We start from the raw sequence: 25,642 nt of genomic DNA, 5'->3' as shown, positions 1-25,642 counted from the left end.
CCCGGGGCGTTGCGTTCCACCCGCGGGCACGGCGCAGCCTGTCCCGTCTGTCCGGTGGGGATGTCCCTTCTCCGCCACGCAGCGGCCCGGACATCGCCGCATCATTGCGCCATCATGTTCCCGGTGCATGCAGCTCGGGACAGCGATGGGACCCGCGTTGTCATGCCGTACGGTATGTCCAGACAGGCTGTCCCAGCTGTCTTTGGGACAGTGCAGAAAGTGTCTTATGAAATCGTATGCGACATCGTTGTCATGCAATGGATGTGCTACTTTCGGCGGCTTCGATAGGGAGACTTCGCACAATGCTTGAACGTCAGCGCCGCACCAAGATTCTTGCCACCCTCGGCCCTGCGACCGATGCGCCAGGGGTACTGGATGAGCTGTTCCGCGCTGGCGTCAACGTGGTCCGCCTGAACTTCTCCCACGGTGATCCGTCCGGCCAGGCCAAGCGCGCCGCCGAGGTCCGCGCCGCCGCGCAGCGCGTGGGCGTGGAAGTGGGCATCCTGGCCGACCTGCCGGGCCCGAAGATCCGCATCGAACGCTTTGCCGAAGGCAAGGTCACGCTCAAGGCGGGCGACCGCTTCGACCTGATCGCCAGCAGCAGCGCGCCGTCCGGCGATGCCAGCCAGGTGGGCGTGAGCTACCTGGGGCTGCCGCAGGACGTGGGCCCGGGGGACGTCCTGCTGCTCGATGACGGCCTGATGCAGCTGCAGGTGGTCGAAGTGCAGGGCGAGCGCATCATCAACACCGTGCTCAACGATGGCGTGTTGTCCGACCGCAAGGGCCTGAACAAGCAGGGCGGCGGCCTGTCGCTGGGCGCGCTGACCGAGCGTGACAAGGAACTGATCGGCATCGTCGCCAAGATCGGCGTGGACTTCATCGCCGTCTCGTTCTGCCGCAATGCGCAGGACATGAACGACGCACGCGCGATCGCCCAGCAGCATGGCTGTGACGCGGCGCTGGTGTCCAAGATCGAGCGCACCGAAGCCATCGAGAACCTGGAGGAGATCGTCGAGGCCAGCGACGTGGTGATGGTGGCCCGCGGCGACCTGGGCGTGGAAATCGGCGATGCCGAGCTGCCGGGCCTGCAGAAGAAGATCATCAAGGCCTCGCTGGCGCAGAACAAGGTGGTGATCACCGCCACGCAGATGCTGCAGTCGATGGTGGAAAGCCCGATCCCGACCCGCGCCGAAGTGCTGGACGTGGCCAACTCGGTCATCGACGGCACCGATGCGGTGATGCTGTCGGCCGAAACCGCGGCCGGCGCCTACCCGGTCAAGGCGGTCGAGGCGATGGCCCGCATCTGCCTGGGCGCCGAACGCCAGTTCCAGACCGAAACCGACTTCAACGCCTCGCCGCGCAACCTGGAGCGCGCCGACCAGGCCATCGCCATGGCCACCATGTTCCTGTCCCAGCACGTGGGCGTGCGTGCCATCGTGGCGATGACCGAATCCGGTGGCACCGCGCGTTACCTGTCGCGCTTCCGTGCCAAGGCGCCGATCTACGCGGTCACCCGCCATGACGGTGCACGCCGCCAGATGGCGCTGATGCGCGATGTGTTCCCGATCAACTTCGACAGCCGTGGCCTGACCCCGCGCGAAGCCGCGCGTGGCAGCATCCGCCTGCTGGTCGAGGCCGAACAGCTGGAAGCCGGTGACCGCGTGGTGTTCACCAGTGGTGAGCACATGGAAACCCACGGCGCCACCAACACGCTGCGCCTGCTCGAAGTGGGCGCGGACGGTCGCGCCAGCGGCCTGGGCGAACTCTGATCGCGCGGGCGTGAGACAACGCCCCGGTCAGGAAGCTGATCGGGGCGGACAAGATTTGTCCTGACAGGGCGGATTGAAACCGGTTCCAGACCTTGCGGGCGGACAGCTCGCGAGCGGGCCGGGCTATAATCCGGGTTTTCCCGCACCCCTGTTACAGGAAACTCAATGAGCATCGAACTGCTGGCTGAAACCGCCCAGGCAATGGTCGCACCGGGCAAGGGCATCATCGCCATCGACGAATCCACCGGCACGATTGCCAAGCGCTTTGCCAGCGTCGGCATCGAGAACACGGAAGAGAACCGCCGTGCCTATCGCGAGCTGCTGCTGACCACGCCGAAGCTCAACGAGCACATCTCCGGCGCGATCCTGTACGACGAAACCATCCGCCAGTCGACCAAGGACGGCGTGCCGTTCGCCAAGTACATGGCCGACAACGGCATGATCCCGGGCATCAAGGTCGACAAGGGTGCGCACCCGCTGGCCGGCTGCCCGGGCGAGCTGGTCACCGAAGGCCTGGACGGCCTGCGCGAGCGCCTGCAGGAGTACTACAAGCTCGGCGCCCGCTTCGCCAAGTGGCGTGCGGTCATCAACATCGGCGAGAGCATGCCGTCGGGCACCTGCATCGAGTCCAACGCCCACGCGCTGGCCCGTTATGCCGCCCTGTGCCAGGAATGCGGCCTGGTGCCGATGGTCGAGCCGGAAGTGATCATGGACGGCGACCACGACATCGAGACCTGCTACGAAGTCACCGAAGCCACCCTGCGCTCGCTGTTCGATGCGCTGTACCAGCAGAACGTGGTGCTGGAAGGCACCATCCTGAAGGCCTCGATGGTCATTCCGGGCAAGACCTGCGACGAGCAGGTGGACGTGGAGGAAGTGGCCGAGTCGACCGTGATGTGCCTGAAGTCGACCGTGCCGGCCATCATGCCGGGCATCGTGTTCTTGTCCGGTGGCCAGAGCGACGAGCAGTCCACCGCGCACCTCAACGCCATGAACCAGCTGGGCAACCTGCCGTGGCCGCTGAGCTTCTCCTACGGCCGCGCCATGCAGCAGGCCGCGCTGAAGCTGTGGGCCAAGGACATGAAGGGCAACTACGCCGCAGCACAGAAGACCGTGTTCGAGCGCGCCAAGGAAAACGGCCAGGCGGCGCTGGGCAAGTGGAACGGCTGATCGCCGCTCCATGTTGATCGGGAACGCCGGCCTTGTGCCGGCGTTTTCGTTTCTGCTCTTTGGAAGGAAGGGCTTACCCCTCCCCAGCCCTCCCCTTGGCTGCGCCAAAGGGAGGGGGCGGTCTAGTACGATCTGTCAGGTCATCGCAGCACTCGCTTTGGGCCCCCTCCCATTGGCGCAGCCAAGGGGAGAGCCGGGGAGGGGTAAGCCCCAGAAGCAACCTGCCCCTACAATCGCGGCTTCCCGAACAAGGCAGCAGCACATGCGCGAAGGCAAACAGCACCGGTTATGGTTGGCACTGGCCCTGTGGTTGCCGCTGTCCGGCATCGCGGCGGAGCGGAACTTCCAGGTGCTGCATTACCAGACCATGCTGGACCTGGACATCGCCGCCGGTGAAATCCAGGGCGAACAGGTCGTGCGCTTCCGCGCCGGTGACACCCCGTTGCAGCAGCTGGAGCTGGACAGCGGCGCCTTGCAGATTGCGGCGGTACGCCAGGACGAGGCTTCGCTGGACTTCACGCAGGGCGAAGGCAAGCTGCGCATCACCTTGCCCGCGCCACTGGCACCGGGTGAAACGTCCAGCGTGGCCTTGCGCTACCACGGCAAGCCACCGTTCGGGCTGGAGTTCGCACCCGCCCGCAACGAGGCCTACACGGTCTTCTCCACCAGCCAATGGATGCCCTCGCTGGATGCGCCGGATGCACGGGCCACGCTGGACCTTGCCCTGCGCCTGCCAGGCACCGTGCAGGCCACCGCGGTAGGCGAGGTGATGCCGTCCCGCCTGCTCGACGACGGCCGCATCGAGCGCCGCTGGCGGCTGCGCACGCCGATGCCGGGTTATGTCTATGGTTTCGCCGCCGGCCCGTACCGGCACGTGCAGCGGCGCCACGGGAGCATCGACCTGCACTTCTATTCGGTGGACCGCACCGACGCCGAGCTGGCGCAGGTGTTCGCCGCCACCGGTGACATGCTCGACTTCTTCGCCGCACGCGCCGGACTGGCCTACAACGGCGACTATCATCAGGCCTTGGTGGCGCGCACGATCGGCCAGGAAATGGCGGGGCTGTCGCTGCTGTCCGAAGCCTATGGCAAGGAGCTGCTGGACGACCCGGGCCGGCAGGGCCTGCTGGCCCATGAGGCGGCCCATCAGTGGTGGGGCAACCGGGTGACCTGCGCGGGCTGGGAGCACTTCTGGCTCAACGAAGGCATGGCCAACTTCATGACCGCCGCGTGGCTGCAGCATGCGCAGGGCGAGGCGGCGTACCAGCAGATGGTGGCGCGTTGGGAAGCACGCATCGGCAAGCTGCGCGAGAGCGGGGCGGACCGCGCGCTGGTGTATCCGGACTGGAACAGGCCCAGCGCCGATGACCGCGCCGTGGTCTACCAGAAGGGCGCCTACGTGCTGCATCGCCTGCGCGGCGAACTGGGCGAGGCGGTGTTCTGGCAGGGGCTGCGTGCCTATACCCAGGCCAATGACGGGCGCTCGGTGGTTACCCGGGATTTCCAGCAGGCGATGGAAGCGGCGGCAGGGCGATCACTGCAGCCGTTCTTCGATGCGTGGGTCTACGGCACCGGCGGCCAGATCTGATCGGCAGGCCGGGATGCAGTCCCGGCCTGCCCGGAATCCTCGACGGCGCATGACCGTCGCCTCCCTGTGCCGCAGGCAGGGGAAGGGCCGTTCCTGAACCGAAGGGACGGCCTCAGCCGGCCGCCAGCCCGACCAGTGGCACCAGCGGCGGTGCCGCCGGCTCGCTGCTCAGGCCTTCCCTGGCCAGCGCCTGCTGGTAGATCTTGAAGGCCGCCGCGTTGTACGCCACCAGGATGATGCGCAGCGGGTGCGGGTGGCTCTTCTGCCAGGTCATGGTTTCGGTGACGGCGATGGTCGCGGCCTGGTGCAGCGGGTAGCCGTACACCCCGCAGCTGATGGCCGGGAATGCGATCGATTCCAGCCCCATCTGTTCGGCCAGGCGCAGCGACTGCCAATAGCAGTTGGCCAGCAGCGCGGCCTCGTCATAACGGCCGTCGCGCCACACCGGGCCGACCGCGTGGAACACATGGCGGGCCGGCAGGTTGTAGCCGTCGGTGGCGCGGACCTCGCCGGTCGGGCAGCGCACGCCCAGCCGCAGTTCCGGCAGGCGCTCGCACTCGGCCAGCAGGCCCGGGCCTGCCGCGCGATGGATGGCCCCGTCCACACCGCCGCCGCCAAGCAGGGTTTCGTTGGCCGCGTTGACGATGGCGTCAACAGCCAGTTCGGTGATGTCGCCCTGCCAGACTTCGATGCTCATGGCTGTGATCTTCCCGCTCCCTGTATGAGAAAAGTGTGACGGCACACCCGGGCGACCTGCCCGTGGCCAGTCTGCACCGGTCCCGTCTCATCGGGCGCGATTCGTCTTCACGTCGCGGGCGGCAAATACGAAGGCCGCCCGGAGGCGGCCTTCGACGGATGCATCCAGTAATGGCGGTTACGGCAGACCGGCCAGCCAGTCGTCGTCCGAGCCATCGTTGACGTCGGCGAACAGCGGGGTGGAGAAGTAACGCTCGCCGGTATCCGGGGCCACCGCCAGCACCACCGAGCCGGCTTCGGCCTTGGCCGCCACTTCCAGCGCGGTGGCCACCGTGGCGCCGGAGGAGATGCCGACGAAGATGCCTTCCTCGGCGGCCAGGCGGCGGGCGATCTCGATGGCGCGCTCGTCCTGCACCGAGTAGAGCGCGTCGTAGACCTCGCGGTTGAGCACCTCCGGCACGAAGTCCGGGGTCCAGCCCTGGATCTTGTGCGGGGTGAAGTCCTTGCCGGCCAGCAGCGCGGCGCCGGCCGGCTCGGTGGCGATGATGCGGGTCTCCGGGCGGGCCAGTTTCAACACTTCGCCAACGCCGGTCAGGGTGCCGCCGGTGCCCCAGCCGCTGACGAAGTAGTCCAGCCGCTTGCCGGCGAAGTCACGCAGGATCTCGGCGGCGGTGGTCTGGCGGTGGAAGGCCGGGTTGGCCGGATTGGCGAACTGGCTGGCCAGGAACCAGCCGTGCTGCTCGGCCAGTTCCCTGGCCTTGCGCACCATGCCGCTGCCACGCTCGGCGGCCGGGGTCAGGATGACCTTGGCGCCATAGGCGCGCATCAGCTTGCGGCGCTCGACCGAGAAGGTTTCCACCATCGTGGCGACGAACTTGTAGCCGCGTGCGGCGGCGACCATGGCCAGTGCCACGCCGGTGTTGCCCGAGGTTGCCTCGACGATGGTGTCGCCGGGCTTGATCAGGCCCTTCTTCTCGGCGTCCAGGATGATGGCCAGGGCCAGGCGGTCCTTGACCGAGCCGCCCGGGTTGAACGACTCGACCTTGACGTACACATCCACGCCGGCCGGCGCCAGGCGGTTGAGTTTGACTACCGGGGTATTGCCGATGGTGTCCAGAATGCTGTTGTAGATGGCCATGGGGTTCTCCAGGGAAGAGGGGTCAGGCGGCGTCGGCCAGTGTCGTCGGCGGCGTCTTTGTGGAAGGTGAGGGCGGGGTGGTCCTGCCGTGCAACGGCGCGGCCCCGAACCAGTGCAGCTCGTCGGCTAACGCCGCCACCTCGCCGAGCACCAGCAGTGCGGGCGATTGCACCTGGTGTTGCCGGGCGGTTTCGGGCAGGGCATGCAGCGAGCCGGTGATCACCCGCTGCTCGCGGCGCGAGCCGTTCTCGATCAGCGCGAACGGCGTGCCGGCGGCCAGTCCGGCAGCGAGCAGGCGTGCCTGGATCTGTTCCAGCGCCCCGACGCCCATGTAGAACACAAGGGTCTGCCGGGCCTTGGCCAGTTCCGGCCAATCCAGCGTGTCCATCGAGTCCTTGCAGTGCGCGGTGACCAGGCGCAGCTGCTGGGCGTGGTCGCGGTGGGTCAACGGAATGCCGGCGTACGCGGCGCAGGCCAGGGCGGCGGTGATGCCGGGCACGACCTCATAAGGCACGCCATGCGCACGCAGGAACTGCAGTTCCTCGCCGCCGCGGCCGAACACGAAGGCGTCCCCGCCCTTGAGGCGCACCACGCGGCGGCCGGCGCGGGCGTGCTCCAACATCAGCGCATGGATGTCCTGCTGCGCGGTGCTGTGGCCCTTGGCCGACTTGCCGACCTCGATGTACTCGGCATCGCGACGTGCCAACTGCAGTACTTCGATGCTGACCAGGCGGTCGTAGAGGATCACGTCGGCCTGGTTGAGCGCGCGCAGTGCCCCCAGCGTGAGCAGCCCGGGGTCGCCCGAGCCCGCGCCGACCAGCACTACCGAGCCCTGGGCCGGAGCGACCGTGCCGGCGATGGCCTCGGACAGCAGGGCATCGGCCGCGCCGTCCTGGCGACGCCGCAGCAGGCCGAGCAGGGGGCTCTCGATCAGCCGGTCGAAGAACTGGCGGCGTGCGCCCAGCTCCGGGAAACGGCTGCGGATGCTGCGTCGGTGGCGGCCAACCAGCTCCACCAGCTGGCCCCAGGCACCGTCGAACAACTGCTCCAGCTGGCGGCGCACGTGGCGGGCCACCATCGGTGCGGCACCGCCGCTGGAAATGGCGATCTGCAGTGGCCCGCGCTCGACCACCGCCGGCACGTGGAAACTGGACAGGCGGGCATCGTCGACCACGTTCACGAACAGTCGCTGTGCCCCTGCGGCGGCGGCGACGGCGCGGTTGGTCGGGACATCGTCGGTGGCCGCCACGACCAGCCAGATGTCCTTGCCCAGCCAGGCGTCCTCGAAGCTGCCCTGCAACCACTGCAGGTGGCCGGCATCGGCCAGCTCCCGCAGGCGCGGCGTCAGTTCCGGAGCACCCACCCGCGGGCGGGCACCGGCATGCAGCAGCGCCGACACCTTGCGTTCGGCCACCGCGCCGCCGCCCACCACCAACACGGCGCGACCGGAGAGGTCGGCAAACAGCGGGAACAGGGGGGCGTCCAAGGCAGTGGCGCGGTATCGTAGGGAGAGGCCGCTGACCGTAGCGTTGCCCTCGATGGGCCGGAAATGACTTGCGTCGCCTTGCTTATCTCTTTTGGTTATAAAGCTGTTCGTGGGATTTAACCTACAGTCGGTTGCCTCACCTTCGCCTCTCCCTGTCCTGCTGCGATGACCCTGACCCAACTGCGCTACCTCGTCGCCATTGCCGACGCCGAGCTCAACATCACGCTCGCGGCCACGCGCGTGCATGCCACGCAGCCGGGCTTGTCCAAGCAGCTCAAGCAGCTGGAGGACGAGCTGGGTTTCCTGTTGTTCGTGCGCAAGGGGCGCAGCCTGGAATCGGTGACCCCGGCCGGCGAGGAAGTGATCAGCCGTTCGCGTGCGGTGCTGGCCGAGGCCAACAACATCCGCACCTACGCGGCCAACCAGCGTCGCGAGAGCCATGGCCAGTTGATCCTGACCACCACCCACACGCAGGCGCGCTTCGTGCTGCCGCCGGCGGTGGCGCGCATCAAGCAGGCCTACCCGCAGGTCAGCGTGCACCTGCAGCAGGCGGCCGAAAGCGATGCGCTGGACCTGCTCAGCCAGGGCGATGCCGACATCGCGGTGATCAGCACCGCCGGCAGCGAGCCCACCACCGGCATCGCGGTGCCGCTGTACCGCTGGCGTCGCCTGGTGCTGGTGCCCAAGGGCCATCCGCTGGACCGGGCCGGCACGGTGCCGGACCTGGCGGCATTGGCCGACTACCCGTTGATCAGCTACGAATCCTCCAAACGGCCGAGTTCGTCGTTGCGACGCGCCTTTGCCTCGCGCGAGCTGGAGCCGGACCTGGCACTGACCGCGCTGGACGCGGACCTGATCAAGACTTACGTACGTGCAGGCCTGGGCGTTGGCCTGCTGGCGGAAATGGCGGTCAGCGGCAACGACACCGACCTGCGCGCCTGGCCGGCACCGGCCGCGATCCCCGAGTGCATTGCCTGGGCGGTGTTGCCGCGCGACCGCGTGCTGCGCGACTACGCACTGGAACTGGTGCACGTGCTCGCCCCGCAGATCGACAAGCGCGACCTGCGTCGCGTGCTGGACGGCAACCAGGAGGCCAACTGGCCCACGCCGCCGACCTGGGAATCGTTGACCCAGACGATCACCAGCTGAGCTGGCGGCAGGCGCGGCTTCCGCCGCGAAGGCGGGACGGTGCCTGTCCCGGATCTTCTCCCCGTTTGCGCCAAAGCAAGGGGCGCAAACGGGCTGCGGTCCGTCCACGCCGTTGGCCTACCTTCATGAAGGGCGTCCTTCCGGTCCCTGTCGTTGGCCTATCTGGAACCATTGCCGGAGAAGTGATGCAGTGCTTCCCCTTTCAGCAAGGAGCCGAACCCACATGGACGAGAACGAACCCCTCATGGTGAACTGCGGCCCGCATGGGCAGCGGGTGTCGGCGGTGGTCTGCCAGCACATGCTGCGGGCCGAAGGGGCACCCACCGGCTTCATCGAGAACAGCAGCGACCCCAACAACCTGCAGGCCTGGTGCCATCGCTGCGAGGAAAAGTTCCAGCAGGAACGCGGCCTGACCGAGGCCTTCGCCGCATTCAACGACATGGCCATCGTCTGCGACCTCTGCTACGGCGCCCTCAAGGTGCGGCATGCGATCGCGGTGAACTGATCGCCGTTCCAGGCACCTGTATGCAGCGTATCCTCCTCGAAACTCCCGTCGAGGCGCGCGTGACCCGGCTTGTGATCCTTCCCGGCCTGGACGGTACGGGAACCCTGCACGAGGACTTCATCGCAGCGCTGGGCACCACCTTTGCCACGGTGCAGGTGATGGCCTATCCCGCCGACGCCGTGTTGGATTACCCATCACTGGAACGGCGGGTCCGTGCGGCTCTGCCCGACCAAGCGCCCTTCGTGTTACTGGGGGAATCCTTCTCCGGCCCGTTGGCGATCGCCATCGCCGCCGATCCGCCCGCCAACCTGCGCGGGCTGGTCCTGTCGACCACGTTCGCGCGTGCGCCGGTGCCGTTGTCGCGGCTGCTGGCCCCGATCACCCGTGTTGCACCGGTGCACGGCGTGCCATTGGCGGTACTGCGCTGGTGGTTGCTGGGACGCTGGAGTTCGCCTGTGCTGGACCGTGCGTTGCGGCGGGCAATGCGGCAGGTCAGCCCGCGGGTCCTGCGCCATCGTGCCGGGCTGGCGATGCGGGTGGATGTGGTCGGGCTGCTGCAACGCATCCTGGTGTCGGTGGTCTACCTGCGGGCGAGCGGTGACCGCCTGCTCGCCGCGGGCGCAGGGCGGTTGATCACACGCAACGTGGCGGATTGCATCTGCCTGGACATGCAAGGGCCGCACCTGCTGTTGCAGGCGGCGGCACCGGCCTGTGCGGCGGCGGTGAAAGCACAGGCCGTGCAGCTGGGCTGGGTGCGGTGAGGCCGGCGCGGGTGGCGCTCGTGCGGCAAACGGTCGCACCTGCGCTGAACCGGTAATCCTGGCCTGCGCCGATAGAATGCCCGGGTCATGCGCACGGCCCGTTTTCAAACCCTGCTGCTGTATCTGGCCCTGGCCGCCACGCTGTTGATGGCGTTGGCGCCGGTGGTCAGTCGCTGGGTGCAGGCCGGGCACGTCCAGCACACCCGTGCGATGGCCCTGCCGGGGGCGCACGCTGGCCATGCGGCGATGACCGATGCAGCGCATGCGCATCACCTGGCCGGGCATGCGCCGGCCGCAGCGCCGGCCAAGGCACCGCCCGATCCGCATGCCGCGCACGGCGAGGCCTGCGACTACTGCACCATGGCCTCGCGGTTGCTGCCATGGTTGGCGGTGCTGCTGGTACTGGCCCCGTTGTTGTACCGGCTTGCGCCGGCCTCACCACGCAGCATCCAACTGCCGCCCAGCCTGCGCTGGCCCGCGCACCCGGTGCGTGGCCCGCCGCTGTTCTCCTGAACGACATCCCCTCTTTCCTTCGTCGCGCGCTGCCATCGGGCAGGGCGCGGCTGTGTCGTATTGGAGAACTGCATGATTTCCCTTTCCCGTATGCCGGGTGCACCGGCGTGCCTGTCTGCCTGCATCTGCATGGCGCTGTTTTCACCGCCGGGATACGCCCAGGCGCGTGACCCGGCCAAGACCCTGGATACGCTGGTGGTCACCGCCGCCGCGCCGTCCTCGCCGCTGCAATGGGTGACCGACCCGCGCCTGCCGCGGCAACCGGTGCCGGCCAGTGACGGTGCCGACTACCTCAAGACCGTTCCGGGCTTTTCGGCGATCCGCAACGGCGGCACCAATGGCGACCCGGTGCTGCGCGGCATGGGCGGCTCGCGGCTGAACATCCTCAGCAACGACGGCAACCTGATCGGCGCGTGTCCCTCGCGCATGGACAACCCGCTGTCCTACATCGCCCCGGAAACCTACGACCGGCTGACCGTGATCAAGGGCCCGCAGAGCGTGCGCTGGGGGGCCGGGGCTTCGGCCGGCACGGTGCGCTTCGAGCGTGAAACCCCGCGCTTCGATGCGCCGGGCATGGAGTTGAAGGCCAGCGCGCTGGGCGGCTCCAACAACCGCAATGACCAGATGCTCGACGCCACCTTTGGCAGCACGCCGGGCTATGTGCGCGTCAACGGCAACCGCTCCGAATCGGACGACTACCGCGACGGCAACGGCGCGGTGGTGCCGTCGCGCTGGCGCAAGTGGAATGCCGATGCCGCCATCGGCTGGACGCCCGATGCCGACACCGTGGTCGAACTCAGTGCCGGCACCGGCGATGCGGTCGCCCGCTATGCTGGCCGCGGCATGGATGGCGCCGGCTTCAAGCGCGACAGTTACGGGCTACGTTTCGAGAAGGACAACCTGCCCGGCGCCTGGGACAAGCTGCAGGCCAACCTGTACTACAACAACGCCGACCACCTGATGGACAACTACACGCTGCGCACGCCGAACCCGCACAGCAGCATGCCGATGCCGATGGCCTCCAACGTCGAGCGGCGCACCACCGGTGGCCGGGTCAGCAGCGAATGGCGTTGGCAGGACGTGGCCATCGTTGCCGGCGTGGACGCGCAGGACAGCCGCCATCGCAGCCGCAACGGCATGGGCCGCGGCACCTGGCGGCAGGCGGCGTGGACGCGCGATGCGGACTTCAGCAACCAGGGCGTGTTCACCGAGCTGACCTTTGGCGAAGGTACCGCGCAGCGTTGGGTCAGCGGGCTGCGCGTGGACACGGCGCAGGTCAAGGACCGCCGGGCCACGACGGGCATGATGAACATGCCCAACCCGACCGCCGGCCAACGCCGTGACGAAACCCTGGGCAGTGGCTTCCTGCGCTACGAGCGCGACCATGGCCAGGCCTGGACCTGGTATGCCGGCGTGGGCCGCAGCGAACGCATGCCCGACTACTGGGAGCTGTTCTCCGCCAACAGCGGGCCGACGGACAGCCCCAATGCCTTCAGCGGCGTGCGGCCGGAGAAGACCACCCAGCTGGATCTGGGCCTGCAGTTCCGCAGCGAACGCCTGGATGCCTGGGTGTCGGCCTATGCCGGGCGCCTTCAGGACTACATCCTGTTTGCCTACCGCAGCGGCGGCATGATGGGCAGCACCACGCAGGCCTCCAATGTCGAGGCGCGGATCGCCGGCGGTGAAGCGGGGTTGGCGTGGCGACTCGCGCCGGGCTGGAAACTGGGCGGCACGCTGGCCTACGCCTGGGGCGAGAACCGCAGCGAAGACCGGCCGTTGCCGCAGATCCCGCCGCTGGAGGCACGCCTGAACGCCTCCTACGAGCATGGCCGCTGGTCGGTCGGTGGCCTGTTGCGGGGCGTGCACCGGCAGAACCGGGTGGCCACCGACGAAGGCAACGTGATCGCGCGCGACCTTGGGCCGACGGCCGGGTTTGCCACGCTTTCGCTCAACGCCGCGTACCGCATCAGCGACCACCTGCGCGCCAGCGTCGGCGTGGACAACGTGTTCGACCGCGCCTACGCCGAGCACCTGAACCTGGCCGGCAGTGCCGACTTCGGCTTCCCGGCCGACCCGGTGCGGATCAACGAGCCGGGCCGTGCCGCGTGGCTGAAGCTGGACTACCGGTACTGAGGACGGCGCCCCCGCCACCGCTCGCGGTGGTGGGGGCGCTATGGCATGCTCGGCAGGCATTGGCTCGGAGCTTTCCACGGACATGACGTATCGCGCAGTGGCATATGCAAGTACCGCTGTTGCCGGGCTGACGCCGGCCGACATCGACCATCTGCTGGTGGATGCGCGGGCGCACAACCAACTGGCCGGTGTGACCGGCGTGCTGCTGTACGACGGGCAGCAGTTCTTCCAGTACTTCGAAGGCAGCCAGGAGGGCGTGGCCCGGGTCTACGAACGCATCATGGCCTCGACCATGCACGTGAACGTGCGCGTGCTGCACGATGGGCACGTCGACCAGCTGTACTTCAGCCAGTGGCACATGGGCAGCAGCCATGCCGAGGGCAGCGTGCTGCAGAAATTGAGCAACCAGCAGTGGCTGCGTGAAGCGGAGCTGCTGCAGGAGGACGTTGCCGAAGCCGGGCAGGGTACTCCCGCGTTGCGTGAGCTGCTCTCGTTCTGGGAACAGGTGCAGGCCGAGGGCTGAAGCCCCCGCCCTGGCCTTTCCCTCTGGTGCGCGGGAGGGAGGGGGGCAACGCAGGCAGCAGCGGCCTCGGCCGCCAAACCCGTGCCGCGTTGACCACCGCCGCCTTGACGGGTGTCGCGCCACGCAGGGCGCATCGCGACGCGGATCAGATTTCCTCGTGCAATCCGCACTCACGCTTCAAGCCGAAGAAGCGGGTGTCCTCCTCGCGCATGCCCGGCTCCCAGCGGCGGGTGGTGTGGAAGTCGCCGATCGACACGTACCCCTGTTCCCACAGCGGGTGGTAGGGCAGGTCGTGCTGCTTGAGGTACTTCCACACGTCGCGGTCGCTCCAGTCGGCGATCGGGTTGACCTTGTAGCGCTCGCCCCGCCGCTGCAGCACCGGGGTGCCGGCGCGGCTGGCCGACTGGCTGCGGCGCAGGCCGGTGAACCAGGTGCCGACCTGCAGGTCGTCGAGCGCGCGCTTCATCGGCTCGACCTTGCGCAGGTTGTTGTACTGCTCGATGCCGACCACGCCCTGTTCCCACAGGCGGCCATGGCGGGCTTCCATCCAGGCGCGGCTGACCAGCGGACGGTAGACCTTGAGGTTGAGCTTGAGCCGGTCGGTCAGCTCATCGGCGAAGCGGTAGGTTTCCGGGAACAGGTAGCCGGTGTCGATCAGGATCACCGGCACGTCCGGCTGCTGGCTGCTGAGCAGGTGCAGCGTCACCGCCGACTGCGCGCCGAAGCTGGACGACAGCACGTGCGTGCCGGGGGCATGCTGCAGCGCCCAGCGCACGCGCGAGACGGCGTCCAGGGCCTCCAGTTCGGCGTTGAGCGGGCCCAGGTCATCCGGCAACGGCGGGGTGACGATGGCATCGTTCGAGGATCGGGGCAGGGCGCTCATGCGTGCAGTTCCACGGGAATCTGGCGGTGGGTGGGGTAGGTCGGCAGGTCGACGATGCCGGCGCGGTGCAGGAAGTCGCCGAAGCCCTCGTCCGCCGTGCGCTCGCCGGCGTAGCGGGCGAACAACGGCTCCAGCGCGGACAGGACGTCCGGCTCGGTGATGTTCTCGCGGTACAGGGTGTTCAGCCGTTGGCCGCGATGGTCGGCGCCGAGCATCAGGTTGTAGCGGCCCGGTGCCTTGCCGACCAGGGCGATCTCGCCCAGGTATGGGCGCGAGCAGCCATTCGGGCAGCCGGAGATGCGCAGCAGGATCGGCGCTTCGGCCAGGCCGTGCTGTTCCAGCAGCGGCTGCAGCTTGGCGCTGAAGTCGGGCAGGTAGCGCTCGGCCTCGGCCATGGCCAGCCCGCAGGTGGGCAGGGCGACGCAGGCCATGGCGGCGCGTGCCAGCGCGGTGGGGGCCTGGTTGCCGGCATCCAGCCCGGCGCTGCGCACCAGCGCATCGATCTGCGCGCGCTGTGCGGCGGGGACGCCGGCGATGACCAGGTTCTGGTTGCCGGTCATGCGGAACTCGCCGGCGTGGAGGCGCGCGATCTCACGCAGCGCGGTCAGGTGCGGCGCGCCGGGCAGGTCGGCGATGCGGCCGGCCGGCAGCGACAGGGTCAGGTGCCAGCGGCCATCCTCGCCCTCGTTCCAGCCGTAGCGGTCGCCGTTGTGCGCGAACGGCAGCGAGCGGCGCGGCTGGAAGGCGATGCCGGCGCGGCGCTGGATCTCGGCGATCACGGTGTCCAGGCCGTGGTCGTCGATGGTGTACTTGAAGCGGGCGCGTTTGCGCAGGTCGCGGTTGCCGAGGTCGCGCTGGGTGGTGACCACCGCGGTGGCGACATCGAGCAGGGCGTCGCGCGGGATGAAGCCTGCGATGTTGGCCAGGCGCGGGTAGGTCTCGGCATCGCCGTGGGTCGCCCCCATGCCGCCGCCGATGCTGACGTCGTAGCCGAGCAGCGTGCCGGCATCGTCGAGCACGCCGATGAACCCCAAGTCGTTGGCGAACACGTCCACGTCGTTGACCGGTGGCAGGGCGAAGCCGATCTTGAACTTGCGCGGCAGGTACCGCTCGCCGTAGATCGGCTCCTCCTCGCTGCCGCTGCCCGCCACGCGTTCCTCGTCCAGCCAGATCTCGTAGTAGGCACGGGTGTTGGGCAGCAGGTGTTCGGATGTGCGCGCGGCATCGGCGTACAGGGTGGCGTGCGCGCTGGACAGCAGCGGGTTGGCGGCGACCAGCACGTTGCGGTTGACGTCACCGCAGGCGGCCAGGGTGTCGATCAACGCCGCGTTGATGGCCTGCATGGTGGCCTTGAGCTCGCGCTTGATCACGCCATGGAACTGGAACGCCTGGCGGGTGGTGATGCGCAGCGAGTGATTGCCGAAGCGGGTGGCGATGGCGTCGAGCTTGAGCCATTGCGCCGGGGTGATCACCCCGCCCGGGGTGCGGGTGCGGATCATGAACTGATAGGCCGGCTCCAGCTTCTGCCGGCGGCGCTCCTCGCGCACGTCACGGTCGTCCTGCTGGTAGCTGCCGTGGTACTTGATCAGGGTCTGGTCGTCCTCGCGCAAGGCGCCGGTGACCGGGTCGGCCAGGCTTTCCAGCAGGGAGCCGCGCAGGCGGTTGCTTTCGGCCTTGATCGATTCGACGGAATGGGTGCTCATCTTCTTTCGCTATGCCAGAACAGGGGGTGGGGCGCCTTCCGGCGCGAAATCCGCATCGCCGCGCATCGCGGCTCAACCGTCAGTACACATCCCGGCCATAGCGTCCTTCCGTGTGCAGTTGCGTGAGGTATTCGCGCGCGCCGTCTTCATCCAGCCCGCCGTGTTCGCGGACCACGTCCAGCAGCGCGGCGTGCACGTCCTTGCCCATGCCGATCGCACCGCACACGTACAGGTGCGCGCCGTTCTGCAGCCAGTCGTACAGGTCGCGGCCGCGGGTGCGCAGGCGCTGCTGCACGTAGACCTTGTCGGCCTGGTCGCGCGAGAAGGCCAGGTCCAGGCGATGCAGTTCCTTGCGGCGCAGCGCGTCCTGCCACTCGGCCTGGTAGAGGAAGTCGGTGTTGAAGTGGCGGGCACCGAAGAACAGCCAGTTGCGGCCGCCGGCGCCGACCTCGGCGCGCTCCTGCACGAAGGCACGGAATGGCGCCACGCCGGTGCCCGGGCCGATCATGATGATGTCGCGGCTGCTGTCGGCCGGGACGCGGAAGCGTTCATTGGCCTCGACGAAGACCGGTACCTGCGCGCCTTCCTCCAGTGCGGCCAGGAAGCTGCTGGCCGCGCCCACGTGCGCCGCGCCATGGGCGTCGTAGCGCAGTTCGTCGACGGTGAGATGCACTTCCTCGCCCACCCGCTTGCGGCTGGAGGCGATCGAGTACAGGCGATGCGCGGCCGGGCGCAGGGTGCCGACCAGCGCCTCGGCGCTCCAGTCCGCCGGCCAACGACGCAGCACGTCGACCAGTTGGTGGTCGTCGAACACGCGCGCCAGTTCGGCCTTGTGCTCAGGTTCGAGCAGCCGCCCCAGCTCCGGGTGCGCATTGCGCTCGGCCACGGTGGCCAGCAGCGGACGCGAGATGCGGGTCAGCTCACGGTGTTCGGCCAGCCACTGCGACAGCGGACGGGCCTGGCCGTCAAGGGCCACGGCCGTGTCGCCGTCCAGGCCGGTGGCGGCCAGCACGTCCTGGACCAGTGCCTGCGGATTGCGGTGGACGATGCCCAGCGCGTCGCCGGGCTCGTAGTGCAGGCCGCTGCCTTCCAGCGACAGTTCGACGTGATGCACGCGCTTGTCGGCGCTGCCGTAGCGGGCATAGGCCGGCCCCTTGAAATCACGACCGCTGATGATCTGGCGCGCCAGCAGCTCGGCGCTGAACGGGTGTTGTGCATTGTAGGCGCTGGCATGGCGCAGCGGGGTAACGTTGCTCGGTGCCGGGCTGGCGGCTTCACCGAGGGTGGTGCGGGCATCGGCCAGGGCCTGGACACGCCAGGGCGTGGCCACCGCGTCGATGTCCAGGTCGGCTTCACCGGCCGGTTGCAGGCGTTGGGCGCCGAGTTCGGCCAGGCGGTTGTCCAGCTTGCGGGCGATGCCGCAGAACTCGGCGTAGCTGGAGTCGCCCAGGCCCAGGACCGCGTACTTGAGTTCGGGCAGCCTGGGTGCGCGCTTGCCGGCGATGAATTCGACCAGGCCGATCGCATCGTCCGGCGGGTCGCCTTCGCCCTGGGTGCTGATGACGATGTAGAGCAGGCGCTCGTTGGCCAGTTCGCGGGTGGGGTAGGCGTCGGCACGCAGCAGGCGCACCGGTAGGCCGGCGGCCTCGACCTCGGCCGCCAGTTGCTCGGCGGCGCGGCGCGCATTGCCGGTCTGGCTGCCATAGACCACCGTCAGGCGTGCTGTTGCCGGATGAGCGGCGGGTTGTCCGCCGGGGATCACCGCCAGCGACGGCGGCGGGTGGCCCTGGGCCAGCCCGGCGGCGAAGCCGGACAGCCACCACAGGCTGTTGCCATCCAGCCCCTCCACCAGTCGCGTCAGCAGGACCCTGCGGTCTTCGGGCAAGGGGCTGGGAGGCACGATGGCGGCGGCGGTCATGTCCAGTCCGGTCTGATATGGGATGACCGATGCTAGGTAAATGTTTCGTTTGCCAGAAAGGATGAGCGGTTATCGCTTCATGCCCTGCGTTTATTTCAGTCGTATGTGAGTCGGGCCCCACACTCGCCATCCAGCCCGGGCCCTGTCCGGGTACTGTGTAGCCCAGACCGGGCGTTGCCTCTGCCGACCACCTCGTGATGACCGCCAACAGATCCCTGTCCCACCTCGATCGGCTGGAAGCCGAGAGCATCCACATCCTGCGGGAAGTCGCCGCGGCCTTCGACAGCCCGGTGCTGCTGTACTCGGTGGGCAAGGACAGCTCGGTGCTGCTGCACCTGCTGATGAAGGCGTTCGCGCCCGGCGTGCCGCCGATCCCGCTGCTGCACGTGGACACCCGCTGGAAGTTCCGCGAGATGATCGCCTTCCGCGACCGGCGCGTGGCCGAGACCGGCACCGAGCTGCGGGTGCATATCAACCCCGACGGCATCGCCCAGGACATCGGACCGGTGACGCACGGGCCCGGCGTGCATACCGATGTGATGAAGACCCAGGGCCTGAAGCAGGCGCTGGACAAGTGGAAGTTCGACGCGGCCATCGGCGGCGCCCGCCGCGACGAGGAGAAGTCGCGTGCCAAGGAGCGCGTGTTCTCCTTCCGCAACGACCGCCACCGCTGGGACCCGAAGAACCAGCGCCCGGAGTTGTGGAACCTGTACAACGCCCGCATCCACCCGGGCGAGAGCGTGCGCGTGTTCCCGCTGTCGAACTGGACCGAGCTGGACATCTGGCTCTACATCTACCGCGAGAACATCCCGGTGGTGCCGTTGTACCTGGCTGCCGAACGGCCGGTGGTCGAGCGCGACGGCAGCCTGATCATGGTCGACGACGACCGCCTGCCATTGCAGCCGGGTGAAGTGCCACAGCTGCGCAAGGTGCGTTTCCGCACGCTGGGCTGCTATCCGCTGACTGGTGCGATCGAGTCGGAAGCGGACACGCTGGAAAAGATCATCGCCGAGATGCTGGTGTCCACCAGCTCCGAACGACAAGGGCGCCTGATCGACCACGACCAGTCTGCCTCGATGGAGAAGAAGAAGCTGGAGGGCTATTTCTGATGAGCACGGTCACCACTTCTTCCGATATCTCCACGTACCTGCAACAGCACGAATCCAAGCCGTTGCTGCGCTTCATCACCTGCGGCAGCGTCGACGACGGCAAGAGCACGCTGATCGGTCGCCTGCTGTACGAAAGCAAGCGCCTGTTCGATGACCAGCTGGCCGCGCTGGAAGCCGACAGCCGGCGCCATGGCACCCAGGGCGAGCGCATCGATTACGCGCTGCTGCTCGATGGCCTGGCTGCCGAGCGCGAGCAGGGCATCACCATCGACGTGGCCTACCGCTATTTCGATACCGACGCCCGGAAGTACATCGTCGCCGACTGCCCGGGGCATGAGCAGTACACCCGCAACATGGCCACCGGTGCGTCCACCGCCGACGTGGCGGTGGTGCTGGTGGATGCGCGCAAGGGCCTGCTGGCGCAGACCCGCCGGCACAGCTACATCATCTCGCTGCTCGGCATCGCCCATGTGGTGCTGGCGGTCAACAAGATGGACCTGGTGGACTACGACGCGGACGTGTTCGCGCGCATCGTCCAGGACTACCAGGCACTGGCCGCGCAGCTGGGCATCGCCCACGTGCAGGCCATCCCGCTGTCGGCGCTGGAAGGGCAGAACCTGTCCGTGCGTTCGGCGCTGACGCCGTGGTACGACGGCCCGAGCCTGCTGGAGCACCTGGACACGCTCGTGCTGGAAGACCGTGATGCCGCCAGTGGGCTGCGCCTGCCGGTGCAGTGGGTCAACCGGCCAAATCAGGATTTCCGCGGCTTTGCCGGCACCGTGGCCGCCGGGCAGGTACGTGCGGGCGACGCGGTGGTGGTGTTGCCATCGGCGCGCCGCTCCACGGTCCGGCAGGTGCTTGGCCCGGACGGTCCGCTCGACGTCGCCACGGCCGGGCAGGCGGTGACGCTGACGTTGACCGACGAGGTGGATGTCAGTCGTGGCGACGTGATCGCCGCCGCCGACGATCCGCCGGAGGTGGCCGACCAGTTCGCCGCCCACGTGCTGTGGATGGATGATGCCGCGTTGCTGCCGGGTCGCCCGTACTGGCTGCAGATCGGCAGCCGCACCGTGGTCGCCAGCATCAGCGAGATCAAGCACCGCGTGGACGTGAACACGCAGGAGCACCTGGCCGCCAAGCGGCTGGAGCTCAACGAGGTGGGCTTCTGCAACCTGTCGCTGGATGAGCCGGTGGCTTTCGCGGCCTACGCGCAGAACCGCGCGCTGGGCGGCTTCATCCTGATCGACCGGCAGAGCAATGCGACCGTGGCCGCCGGTACGCTGGACTTCGCGCTGCGCCGCGCCGGCAACGTGCACTGGCAGCACCTGGACGTGGACAAGGCCGCGCGGGCCCGCATCAAGGGCCAGCAGCCCAAGGTGCTGTGGTTCACCGGCCTGTCCGGGGCCGGCAAGTCCACCGTCGCCAACCAGGTGGAGAAGCGCCTGCACGCGCAGGGCCGGCATACCTTCCTGCTCGATGGCGACAACGTCCGCCACGGGCTCAACCGCGACCTGGGCTTCACCGACGAGGACCGCGTGGAGAACATCCGCCGGGTGGCCGAGGTGGCGCGGCTGATGGCCGATGCCGGGCTGGTGGTGCTGGTCAGCTTCATCTCCCCGTTCCGGGCCGAGCGGCAGATGGCGCGCGAGCGTTTCGAGCCGGGCGAGTTCATCGAGGTGTTCGTCGACGTACCGCTGGAAGTGGCCGAAGCACGTGACGTGAAGGGCCTGTACCGCAAGGCGCGTGCCGGGCAGATCCCCAACTTCACCGGCATCGATTCGCCCTATGAAGCGCCGGTGGCGCCGGAGCTGCATCTGCGGGCGGACCGTGAGAGCGTGCCGTCCATGGTCGAGCAGGTGTTGAAGGCGCTGGAGCAGGGATGAGGCGGCGGCTCAACAGGGCGCGGGCAGGCAGGTAGGGCTGCCTGCCGTGCCTTCTCCCATTCATGGGGAAACCGGCCGAAGGGCGGAGGAGGGCGGGTGCCCGTTGGCCTTTCGGGGGAAGGTGAAAGGCCGCCCTCATCCGGTGCTGCGCACCACCTTCACCCGTGGACGGGAGAAGGGAACAGCAACAGCAACAGCAACAGCCAAAGCCAAAGCCAAAGCCCCCGTTCCCCCCCTAACGGCACATATCACCGCAACCGGCGGCCGCTAGACTGCTGGATCGTGTAAATGACGGGATCGTGTATGTTGCGGCGTTCTGCCTTCACCGTGGCTGGGGCCACTGTCCTGGCACTGGCCCTGGCCGGTTGTAACCGCAAGGGCGCTGAAACGCCACGCCAGGCCGGCGACGCCGTGCCGGTCACCCTCCAGGTGGTGCAGCCTTCGGCCTGGAATGACACGCTGCAGGCCATCGGCACCGCCAAGGCGCGCGAGTCGATCATCGTCACCGCCAAGGTCAGCGAGATCATCGACAAGGTGCATTTCGAAAGCGGCCAGCAGGTGACGACCGGTACCCCGCTGGTCACCCTGCGCGGCGATGCCCAGCAGGCAGCGCTGGCCCAGGCCCAGGCGACCTTCGCCGAAGCCGACCGGCTGTACCTGCGCCAGCGTGAGCTGGCCGCCCAGCAGCTGGTCGCGCATTCCACCCTGGACACCCAGAAGTCCATCCGTGACGCTGCCGAGGCGCGCGTGCGGCAGATGCGCGCGGACATCACCGACCGCCAGGTACGGGCGCCATTCGCCGGGGTACTGGGCATCCGCCAGGTCAGCCCGGGCTCGCTGGTCACCCCGACCACCGCCATCGCCACGCTGGATGACATCTCGCGCGTGCACGTCGATTTCCAGGTCCCGGAGGCCGAACTGGCGTCGCTCCAGCCGGGCGACAAGGTCACCGGCAGCAGCGTCGCCTACCCGGGGCGCAGCTTCGATGGCGAGGTGAGTACCGTCGATGCGCGCGTGGATCCGGGCAGCCGCGCGGTCACCGTGCGTGCCGATTTCGTCAACGCCGACCACGCGCTGCGGCCGGGCATGCTGCTGGACGTGCGGGTGTTCCGCCCCGAGCGGCAGGCGCTGGTCATTCCCGAGATCGCGGTGGTGCAGGTCGGGCGGGATTCGTTCGTGTACCGGGTCAAGGATGATGCCAGCGTCGAGCGGGTTGACGTGCGGACCGGCACCCGCCGCGCCGGCGTGGTCGAGATCACCGAGGGCCTGAAGGCCGGCGAGCGCATCGTCGTCGATGGCACCGGCAAGCTGCGTCCGGGCATCCGGGTGGAGGATGCCCGGCGGCCGGCCAAGGCGGCGCCGGCCGCGGCCACCGGGGCGAAGGCCGGATGAAGCTTTCCGATCTTTCGATCAAGCGGCCGGTGCTGGCCGTGGTGATGAGCCTGCTGTTGGTGGTGCTGGGCGTGATGTCGTTCAACCGCCTGACCCTGCGCGAGTTGCCGGCCATCGACCCGCCCATCGTGTCGGTGTCGGTGGACTACACCGGCGCCTCGGCGGCGGTGATCGAAAGTCGTGTCACCCAGGTGCTGGAAGACGCGCTGGCCGGCATCGAAGGCATCGATACGATCAATGCACGCAGCACCAACGGGCGTGCCTCGGTCAGCATCGAGTTCACCGCCAACCGCGACATCGAGGCCGCCGCCAACGACGTACGCGACGCGGTCAGCCGGGTCGCCGACCGCATGCCCGAGGAAGCGCGCCCGCCGGAGATCGCCAAGGTCGAGAGCGACGCCGACCCCATCATCTGGTTCAACATGGCCTCCTCGGCGATGGATACGCTGGAGCTCAGCGACTACGCCGAGCGCTACGTGGTGGACCGCTTCTCCAGCATCGACGGCGTGGCGCAGGTGCGCATCGGTGGCCGCCAGCGCTATGCGATGCGGATCTGGCTGGACCGCGACCAGTTGGCCGCGCGCGGGCTGACCGTCAACGAGGTGGAAACCGCGCTGCGCAACGAGAACGTCGAACTGCCGGCCGGCCGCATCGAGTCGGCCGACCGCGACTTCACCCTGCGCGTGGAGCGCAGCTATGTCGCGCCGGCCGATTTCGCCAGCATCCCGCTGGGCAAGGGCAACGATGGCTACGTGGTGCGCCTGGGCGACGTGGCCAAGGTCGAGCTGGCCTCGTCCGAGCGCCGCGCGTACTACCGCAGCAATGGCGAGCCGGGCATCGGCCTGGGCATCGTCAAGACCTCCACCGCCAACGCGCTGGACGTGGCCCGCGCCACCCGTGCCGAGGCCGAGCGCATCGCCCAGACCCTGCCCAAGGGCACCCAGATCTTCGTCGCCTTCGACAACACCACCTTCATCGAGGCGGCGGTCGAGCGCGTGTACTGGACGCTGGTCGAGGCGATGCTGCTGGTGCTGGCGGTGATCTGGCTGTTCCTCGGCAGCCTGCGCGCGGCCCTGATTCCCGCGGTGACCGTGCCGGTCTGCCTGGTGGCGGCGTTCATCGCGTTGTTCGCGTTCGGCTTCTCGATCAACCTGTTCACCCTGCTGGCGCTGGTGCTGTGCATCGGCCTGGTGGTCGATGACGCCATCGTGGTGGTGGAGAACGTGCAGCGCCGCATCGACCTGGGTGAGCCGCCGCTGGTGGCCGCACGGCGTGGCACCGCGCAGGTGGCGTTCGCGGTGATCGCCACCACTGCGGTGCTGGTGGCGGTGTTCCTGCCGGTGGGCTTCCTGGAAGGCAACACCGGCCGCCTGTTCCGCGAACTGGCGGTGGCGCTGGCCGCGGCGGTGGCGTTGTCGGCCTTCGTCGCGCTGACGCTGACGCCGATGATGGCCTCCAAGCTGCTCAAGCCGCACAGCGAGCAGAAGCCCGGCCGCATCAACCGCTTCGTCAACCGCGAGCTGGAGCGCGTCTCGGCCGCGTATGGCCGGGTGCTGGATCGCCACGTGCAGCGCACCTGGATCTTCGGCGTGGTGATGCTGACCGCGCTGGGTGCCAGCTGGGGCCTGTTCAAGCTGTTGCCCTCGGAGCTGGCGCCGGCCGAGGACCGCGGCTCGTTCCAGATCATGATCGACGGCCCGGAAGGCGCCGGCTACGACTACACCGTCGGCCAGGTGCAGCAGGTGGAGCAGATCGTCTCGCGCTTTGTCGGCCCGGAAGAGCCCATCGTGCGCGCCAACCCGCGCGTGCCCGGCGGCTGGGGCAACAGCGAGGAAATGCACACCGGCCGCATCAGCGTGTTCCTGCAGCCGTGGCGCGACCGCCACGAGGCCACCAGCGACGTGGCCAATGACCTGCAGAAGGAACTCAATGGCCTGAGCGGCGTGCGCGTGCGCACGATGGTCGGCGGCGGCCTGGTGCGCAGCATGGGCCAGCCGTTCCAGATCGTGCTTGGCGGCCCGGAGTACGCGGAGATCGCGCAGTGGCGTGACCGCCTGCTGGCGCGCATGGCCGATTACCCCGGGCTGGTCGGTGCCGACTCCGACTACAAGGAAACCCGCCCGCAGATGCGCGTGAACATCGACCGCCAGCGTGCGGCCGACCTGGGCATCTCGGTCACCGCCATCGGCCGCGCGCTGGAAACCATGATGGGCTCGCGCCGCGTCACCACGTTCGTGGACAACGGCGAGGAGTACGACGTGCTGGTGCAGGCTGGCCGCGAGGGACGTACCTCGCCGGCGGACCTGTCGGCCATCCAGGTGCGGGCACGCTCCGGCGAACTGGTGCCGCTGTCCAACCTGGTCACGCTCAGCGAAGTGGCCGAGGCCGGCAGCCTCAACCGCTTCAACCGCCTGCGCGCGATCACCATCAGCGCCAACGTCGCCCCGGGCCACACGCTGGGCGAGACCATCGCCTGGGTACAGGACGTGGCGCGCGAGGAACTGCCGGAGTACGCGCAGATCGACTGGAAGGGCGAGTCGCGCGAGTACCAGAGCACCGGCAGTGCGGTGCTGCTGACCTTCGGCATGGCCTTGCTGGTGGTGTACCTGGTGCTGGCCGCGCAGTTCGAGAGCTTCATCCACCCGCTGGTGATCATGCTGACCGTGCCGCTGGGCGTGCTCGGCGCGTTCCTGGGCCTGTACATCAGCGGCGGCACGCTCAACCTGTTCAGCCAGATCGGCATCGTGATGCTGGTGGGACTGGCGGCCAAGAACGGCATCCTGATCGTGGAGTTCGCCAACCAGCTGCGCGACGAGGGACGCAACGTGCATCAGGCCATCGTTGAATCGTCGGTGGTGCGCCTGCGCCCGATCCTGATGACCTCCATCGCCACCGTGGTCGGTGCCATCCCGCTGGTGCTCGCCGGCGGGCCGGGCTCGGCCAGCCGCGCCACCATCGGCATCGTGGTCATCTTCGGTGTCACCGTGTCCACGTTCCTGTCGCTGTTCGTGGTGCCGGCGTTCTACGCGCTGCTGGCCCCGTACACGCAGTCGCCGGAGACCGTGGCCAACGAGCTGGAACGGCAGGAGCGCCAGACCCCGCCGGTGGGCGGGCATGCCTGAGCCGAGCGGCGTCAGGCATGAATGGGGCGGTGTCCGCACCGCCCGATGATGATCCGGGCCGCGGCGGCAAGGGGGCTGCCGCAGCCTGGGGGATGTTCAAGCAGGGATGCGTCGAGTACGGCACCGACCGTCGATCGGTGTCCAGGGATGGCCAGCGGTATGACATGCGTTGCGGCTCCCGGCTTGGGAGTTTGCCGCAAT

The 25,642-nt window shown here is 68.5% G+C and carries 19 protein-coding genes; 13 read left to right on the top strand and 6 right to left on the bottom strand.

From position 1 onward, the window contains the following. Positions 1–302 precede the first annotated feature (302 nt). The 3 genes from pyk (at position 303) to IB227_RS11330 (ending at position 4,527) form a co-directional block, all read left to right on the top strand. Positions 303–1,769, top strand: a complete 1,467-nt coding sequence (pyk, locus tag IB227_RS11340; protein ID WP_192287489.1) for a pyruvate kinase — start codon at positions 303–305, stop codon at positions 1,767–1,769. Between the two features lie 165 nt (positions 1,770–1,934). Further along, on the top strand, positions 1,935–2,939 hold the full coding sequence (locus IB227_RS11335) for a class I fructose-bisphosphate aldolase (protein WP_132865427.1): 1,005 nt from the start codon (positions 1,935–1,937) through the stop codon (positions 2,937–2,939). 262 nt (positions 2,940–3,201) lie between these two features. Then, complete coding sequence (locus tag IB227_RS11330) at positions 3,202–4,527, top strand: M1 family metallopeptidase (RefSeq protein ID WP_192287488.1); 1,326 nt, start codon at positions 3,202–3,204, stop codon at positions 4,525–4,527. Positions 4,528–4,639: 112 nt separating this feature from the next. Here the strand turns inward: IB227_RS11330 and IB227_RS11325 are convergent, their stop codons facing one another. From IB227_RS11325 to cysG, 3 genes are all read right to left on the bottom strand, one after another. After that, the gene (locus tag IB227_RS11325; protein ID WP_132865425.1) at positions 4,640–5,224 is read right to left on the bottom strand and encodes an O-acetyl-ADP-ribose deacetylase; all 585 of its coding nucleotides are present in this window, start codon (positions 5,222–5,224) and stop codon (positions 4,640–4,642) included. A gap of 177 nt (positions 5,225–5,401) precedes the next feature. Beyond that, complete coding sequence (cysK, locus tag IB227_RS11320) at positions 5,402–6,361, bottom strand: cysteine synthase A (RefSeq protein WP_192287487.1); 960 nt, start codon at positions 6,359–6,361, stop codon at positions 5,402–5,404. 22 nt (positions 6,362–6,383) lie between these two features. Continuing rightward, complete coding sequence (gene cysG, locus IB227_RS11315) at positions 6,384–7,847, bottom strand: siroheme synthase CysG (protein ID WP_225591798.1); 1,464 nt, start codon at positions 7,845–7,847, stop codon at positions 6,384–6,386. A gap of 165 nt (positions 7,848–8,012) precedes the next feature. On the opposite strand from cysG, the gene IB227_RS11310 reads away from it, so the two are divergent. From IB227_RS11310 to IB227_RS11285, 6 genes are all read left to right on the top strand, one after another. Further along, positions 8,013–8,996, top strand: a complete 984-nt coding sequence (locus IB227_RS11310) for a LysR family transcriptional regulator (protein ID WP_132865422.1) — start codon at positions 8,013–8,015, stop codon at positions 8,994–8,996. A 223-nt stretch (positions 8,997–9,219) separates the two neighbouring features. Next, the gene (locus IB227_RS11305; protein WP_132865421.1) at positions 9,220–9,501 is read left to right on the top strand and encodes a hypothetical protein; all 282 of its coding nucleotides are present in this window, start codon (positions 9,220–9,222) and stop codon (positions 9,499–9,501) included. A 20-nt stretch (positions 9,502–9,521) separates the two neighbouring features. Continuing rightward, the gene (locus IB227_RS11300; protein WP_192287485.1) at positions 9,522–10,262 is read left to right on the top strand and encodes an alpha/beta hydrolase; all 741 of its coding nucleotides are present in this window, start codon (positions 9,522–9,524) and stop codon (positions 10,260–10,262) included. 87 nt (positions 10,263–10,349) lie between these two features. After that, positions 10,350–10,775 carry a DUF2946 family protein gene (locus IB227_RS11295; protein WP_192287484.1) on the top strand — a complete coding sequence of 142 codons (426 nt, stop codon included), beginning with the start codon at positions 10,350–10,352 and terminating at the stop codon, positions 10,773–10,775. Between the two features lie 129 nt (positions 10,776–10,904). Further along, positions 10,905–12,908 carry a TonB-dependent copper receptor gene (locus tag IB227_RS11290; RefSeq protein WP_225591849.1) on the top strand — a complete coding sequence of 668 codons (2,004 nt, stop codon included), beginning with the start codon at positions 10,905–10,907 and terminating at the stop codon, positions 12,906–12,908. 82 nt (positions 12,909–12,990) lie between these two features. Next, positions 12,991–13,431: a BLUF domain-containing protein gene (locus tag IB227_RS11285; RefSeq protein WP_165931199.1), complete on the top strand. Its 441-nt coding sequence runs from the start codon at positions 12,991–12,993 to the stop codon at positions 13,429–13,431. 145 nt (positions 13,432–13,576) lie between these two features. Here IB227_RS11285 and IB227_RS11280 read toward each other — a convergent pair whose 3' ends face one another. The 3 genes from IB227_RS11280 to IB227_RS11270 all read right to left on the bottom strand — a co-directional run bounded on the left by IB227_RS11280 (position 13,577) and on the right by IB227_RS11270 (position 17,935). Continuing rightward, entirely contained in the window at positions 13,577–14,314 is a 738-nt protein-coding gene (locus IB227_RS11280) for a phosphoadenylyl-sulfate reductase (protein WP_132865416.1), read from the bottom strand. Beyond that, positions 14,311–16,017 (bottom strand): assimilatory sulfite reductase (NADPH) hemoprotein subunit, encoded by a 1,707-nt coding sequence (gene cysI / locus IB227_RS11275; protein WP_192287482.1) that lies wholly within the window; start codon positions 16,015–16,017, stop codon positions 14,311–14,313. Before cysI ends, IB227_RS11280 begins: the two co-directional genes overlap by 4 nt. A 79-nt stretch (positions 16,018–16,096) precedes the next feature. Beyond that, positions 16,097–17,935: an assimilatory sulfite reductase (NADPH) flavoprotein subunit gene (locus IB227_RS11270; RefSeq protein ID WP_192287481.1), complete on the bottom strand. Its 1,839-nt coding sequence runs from the start codon at positions 17,933–17,935 to the stop codon at positions 16,097–16,099. A gap of 197 nt (positions 17,936–18,132) precedes the next feature. Between IB227_RS11270 and cysD the strand changes: the two genes are divergently transcribed. From cysD to IB227_RS11250, 4 genes are all read left to right on the top strand, one after another. Continuing rightward, positions 18,133–19,044: a sulfate adenylyltransferase subunit CysD gene (gene cysD, locus IB227_RS11265; protein WP_192287480.1), complete on the top strand. Its 912-nt coding sequence runs from the start codon at positions 18,133–18,135 to the stop codon at positions 19,042–19,044. Then, on the top strand, positions 19,044–20,927 hold the full coding sequence (gene cysN / locus IB227_RS11260; protein WP_192287479.1) for a sulfate adenylyltransferase subunit CysN: 1,884 nt from the start codon (positions 19,044–19,046) through the stop codon (positions 20,925–20,927). The genes cysD and cysN overlap by 1 nt, the downstream gene beginning before the upstream one ends. A gap of 303 nt (positions 20,928–21,230) precedes the next feature. Beyond that, positions 21,231–22,319: an efflux RND transporter periplasmic adaptor subunit gene (locus tag IB227_RS11255; protein WP_192287478.1), complete on the top strand. Its 1,089-nt coding sequence runs from the start codon at positions 21,231–21,233 to the stop codon at positions 22,317–22,319. Beyond that, positions 22,316–25,441, top strand: coding sequence for an efflux RND transporter permease subunit (locus IB227_RS11250; protein ID WP_192287477.1), 3,126 nt, complete (start codon positions 22,316–22,318; stop codon positions 25,439–25,441). Before IB227_RS11255 ends, IB227_RS11250 begins: the two co-directional genes overlap by 4 nt. Positions 25,442–25,642 lie beyond the last annotated feature (201 nt).

Source organism: Stenotrophomonas sp. STM01 (assembly GCF_014852135.1).
GTDB classification, from domain to species: domain Bacteria; phylum Pseudomonadota; class Gammaproteobacteria; order Xanthomonadales; family Xanthomonadaceae; genus Stenotrophomonas; species Stenotrophomonas capsici.
This window is presented reverse-complemented; position numbering and strand designations above follow the sequence as displayed.

Bases quoted from the DNA above. Each gene is read 5' to 3' on its own strand.
- cysD (WP_192287480.1), top strand. From the start codon at position 18,133: ATGACCGCCAACAGATCCCTGTCCCACCTCGATCGGCTGGAAGCCGAG.
- IB227_RS11270 (WP_192287481.1), bottom strand. From the start codon at position 17,935: ATGACCGCCGCCGCCATCGTGCCTCCCAGCCCCTTGCCCGAAGACCGC.
- IB227_RS11330 (WP_192287488.1), top strand. From the start codon at position 3,202: ATGCGCGAAGGCAAACAGCACCGGTTATGGTTGGCACTGGCCCTGTGG.
- IB227_RS11280 (WP_132865416.1), bottom strand. From the start codon at position 14,314: ATGAGCGCCCTGCCCCGATCCTCGAACGATGCCATCGTCACCCCGCCG.
- IB227_RS11325 (WP_132865425.1), bottom strand. From the start codon at position 5,224: ATGAGCATCGAAGTCTGGCAGGGCGACATCACCGAACTGGCTGTTGAC.
- IB227_RS11300 (WP_192287485.1), top strand. From the start codon at position 9,522: ATGCAGCGTATCCTCCTCGAAACTCCCGTCGAGGCGCGCGTGACCCGG.
- cysI (WP_192287482.1), bottom strand. From the start codon at position 16,017: ATGAGCACCCATTCCGTCGAATCGATCAAGGCCGAAAGCAACCGCCTG.
- IB227_RS11305 (WP_132865421.1), top strand. From the start codon at position 9,220: ATGGACGAGAACGAACCCCTCATGGTGAACTGCGGCCCGCATGGGCAG.
- cysK (WP_192287487.1), bottom strand. From the start codon at position 6,361: ATGGCCATCTACAACAGCATTCTGGACACCATCGGCAATACCCCGGTA.
- IB227_RS11255 (WP_192287478.1), top strand. From the start codon at position 21,231: ATGTTGCGGCGTTCTGCCTTCACCGTGGCTGGGGCCACTGTCCTGGCA.
- IB227_RS11310 (WP_132865422.1), top strand. From the start codon at position 8,013: ATGACCCTGACCCAACTGCGCTACCTCGTCGCCATTGCCGACGCCGAG.
- IB227_RS11335 (WP_132865427.1), top strand. From the start codon at position 1,935: ATGAGCATCGAACTGCTGGCTGAAACCGCCCAGGCAATGGTCGCACCG.
- IB227_RS11295 (WP_192287484.1), top strand. From the start codon at position 10,350: ATGCGCACGGCCCGTTTTCAAACCCTGCTGCTGTATCTGGCCCTGGCC.
- IB227_RS11250 (WP_192287477.1), top strand. From the start codon at position 22,316: ATGAAGCTTTCCGATCTTTCGATCAAGCGGCCGGTGCTGGCCGTGGTG.
- IB227_RS11290 (WP_225591849.1), top strand. From the start codon at position 10,905: ATGGCGCTGTTTTCACCGCCGGGATACGCCCAGGCGCGTGACCCGGCC.
- cysN (WP_192287479.1), top strand. From the start codon at position 19,044: ATGAGCACGGTCACCACTTCTTCCGATATCTCCACGTACCTGCAACAG.
- pyk (WP_192287489.1), top strand. From the start codon at position 303: ATGCTTGAACGTCAGCGCCGCACCAAGATTCTTGCCACCCTCGGCCCT.
- IB227_RS11285 (WP_165931199.1), top strand. From the start codon at position 12,991: ATGACGTATCGCGCAGTGGCATATGCAAGTACCGCTGTTGCCGGGCTG.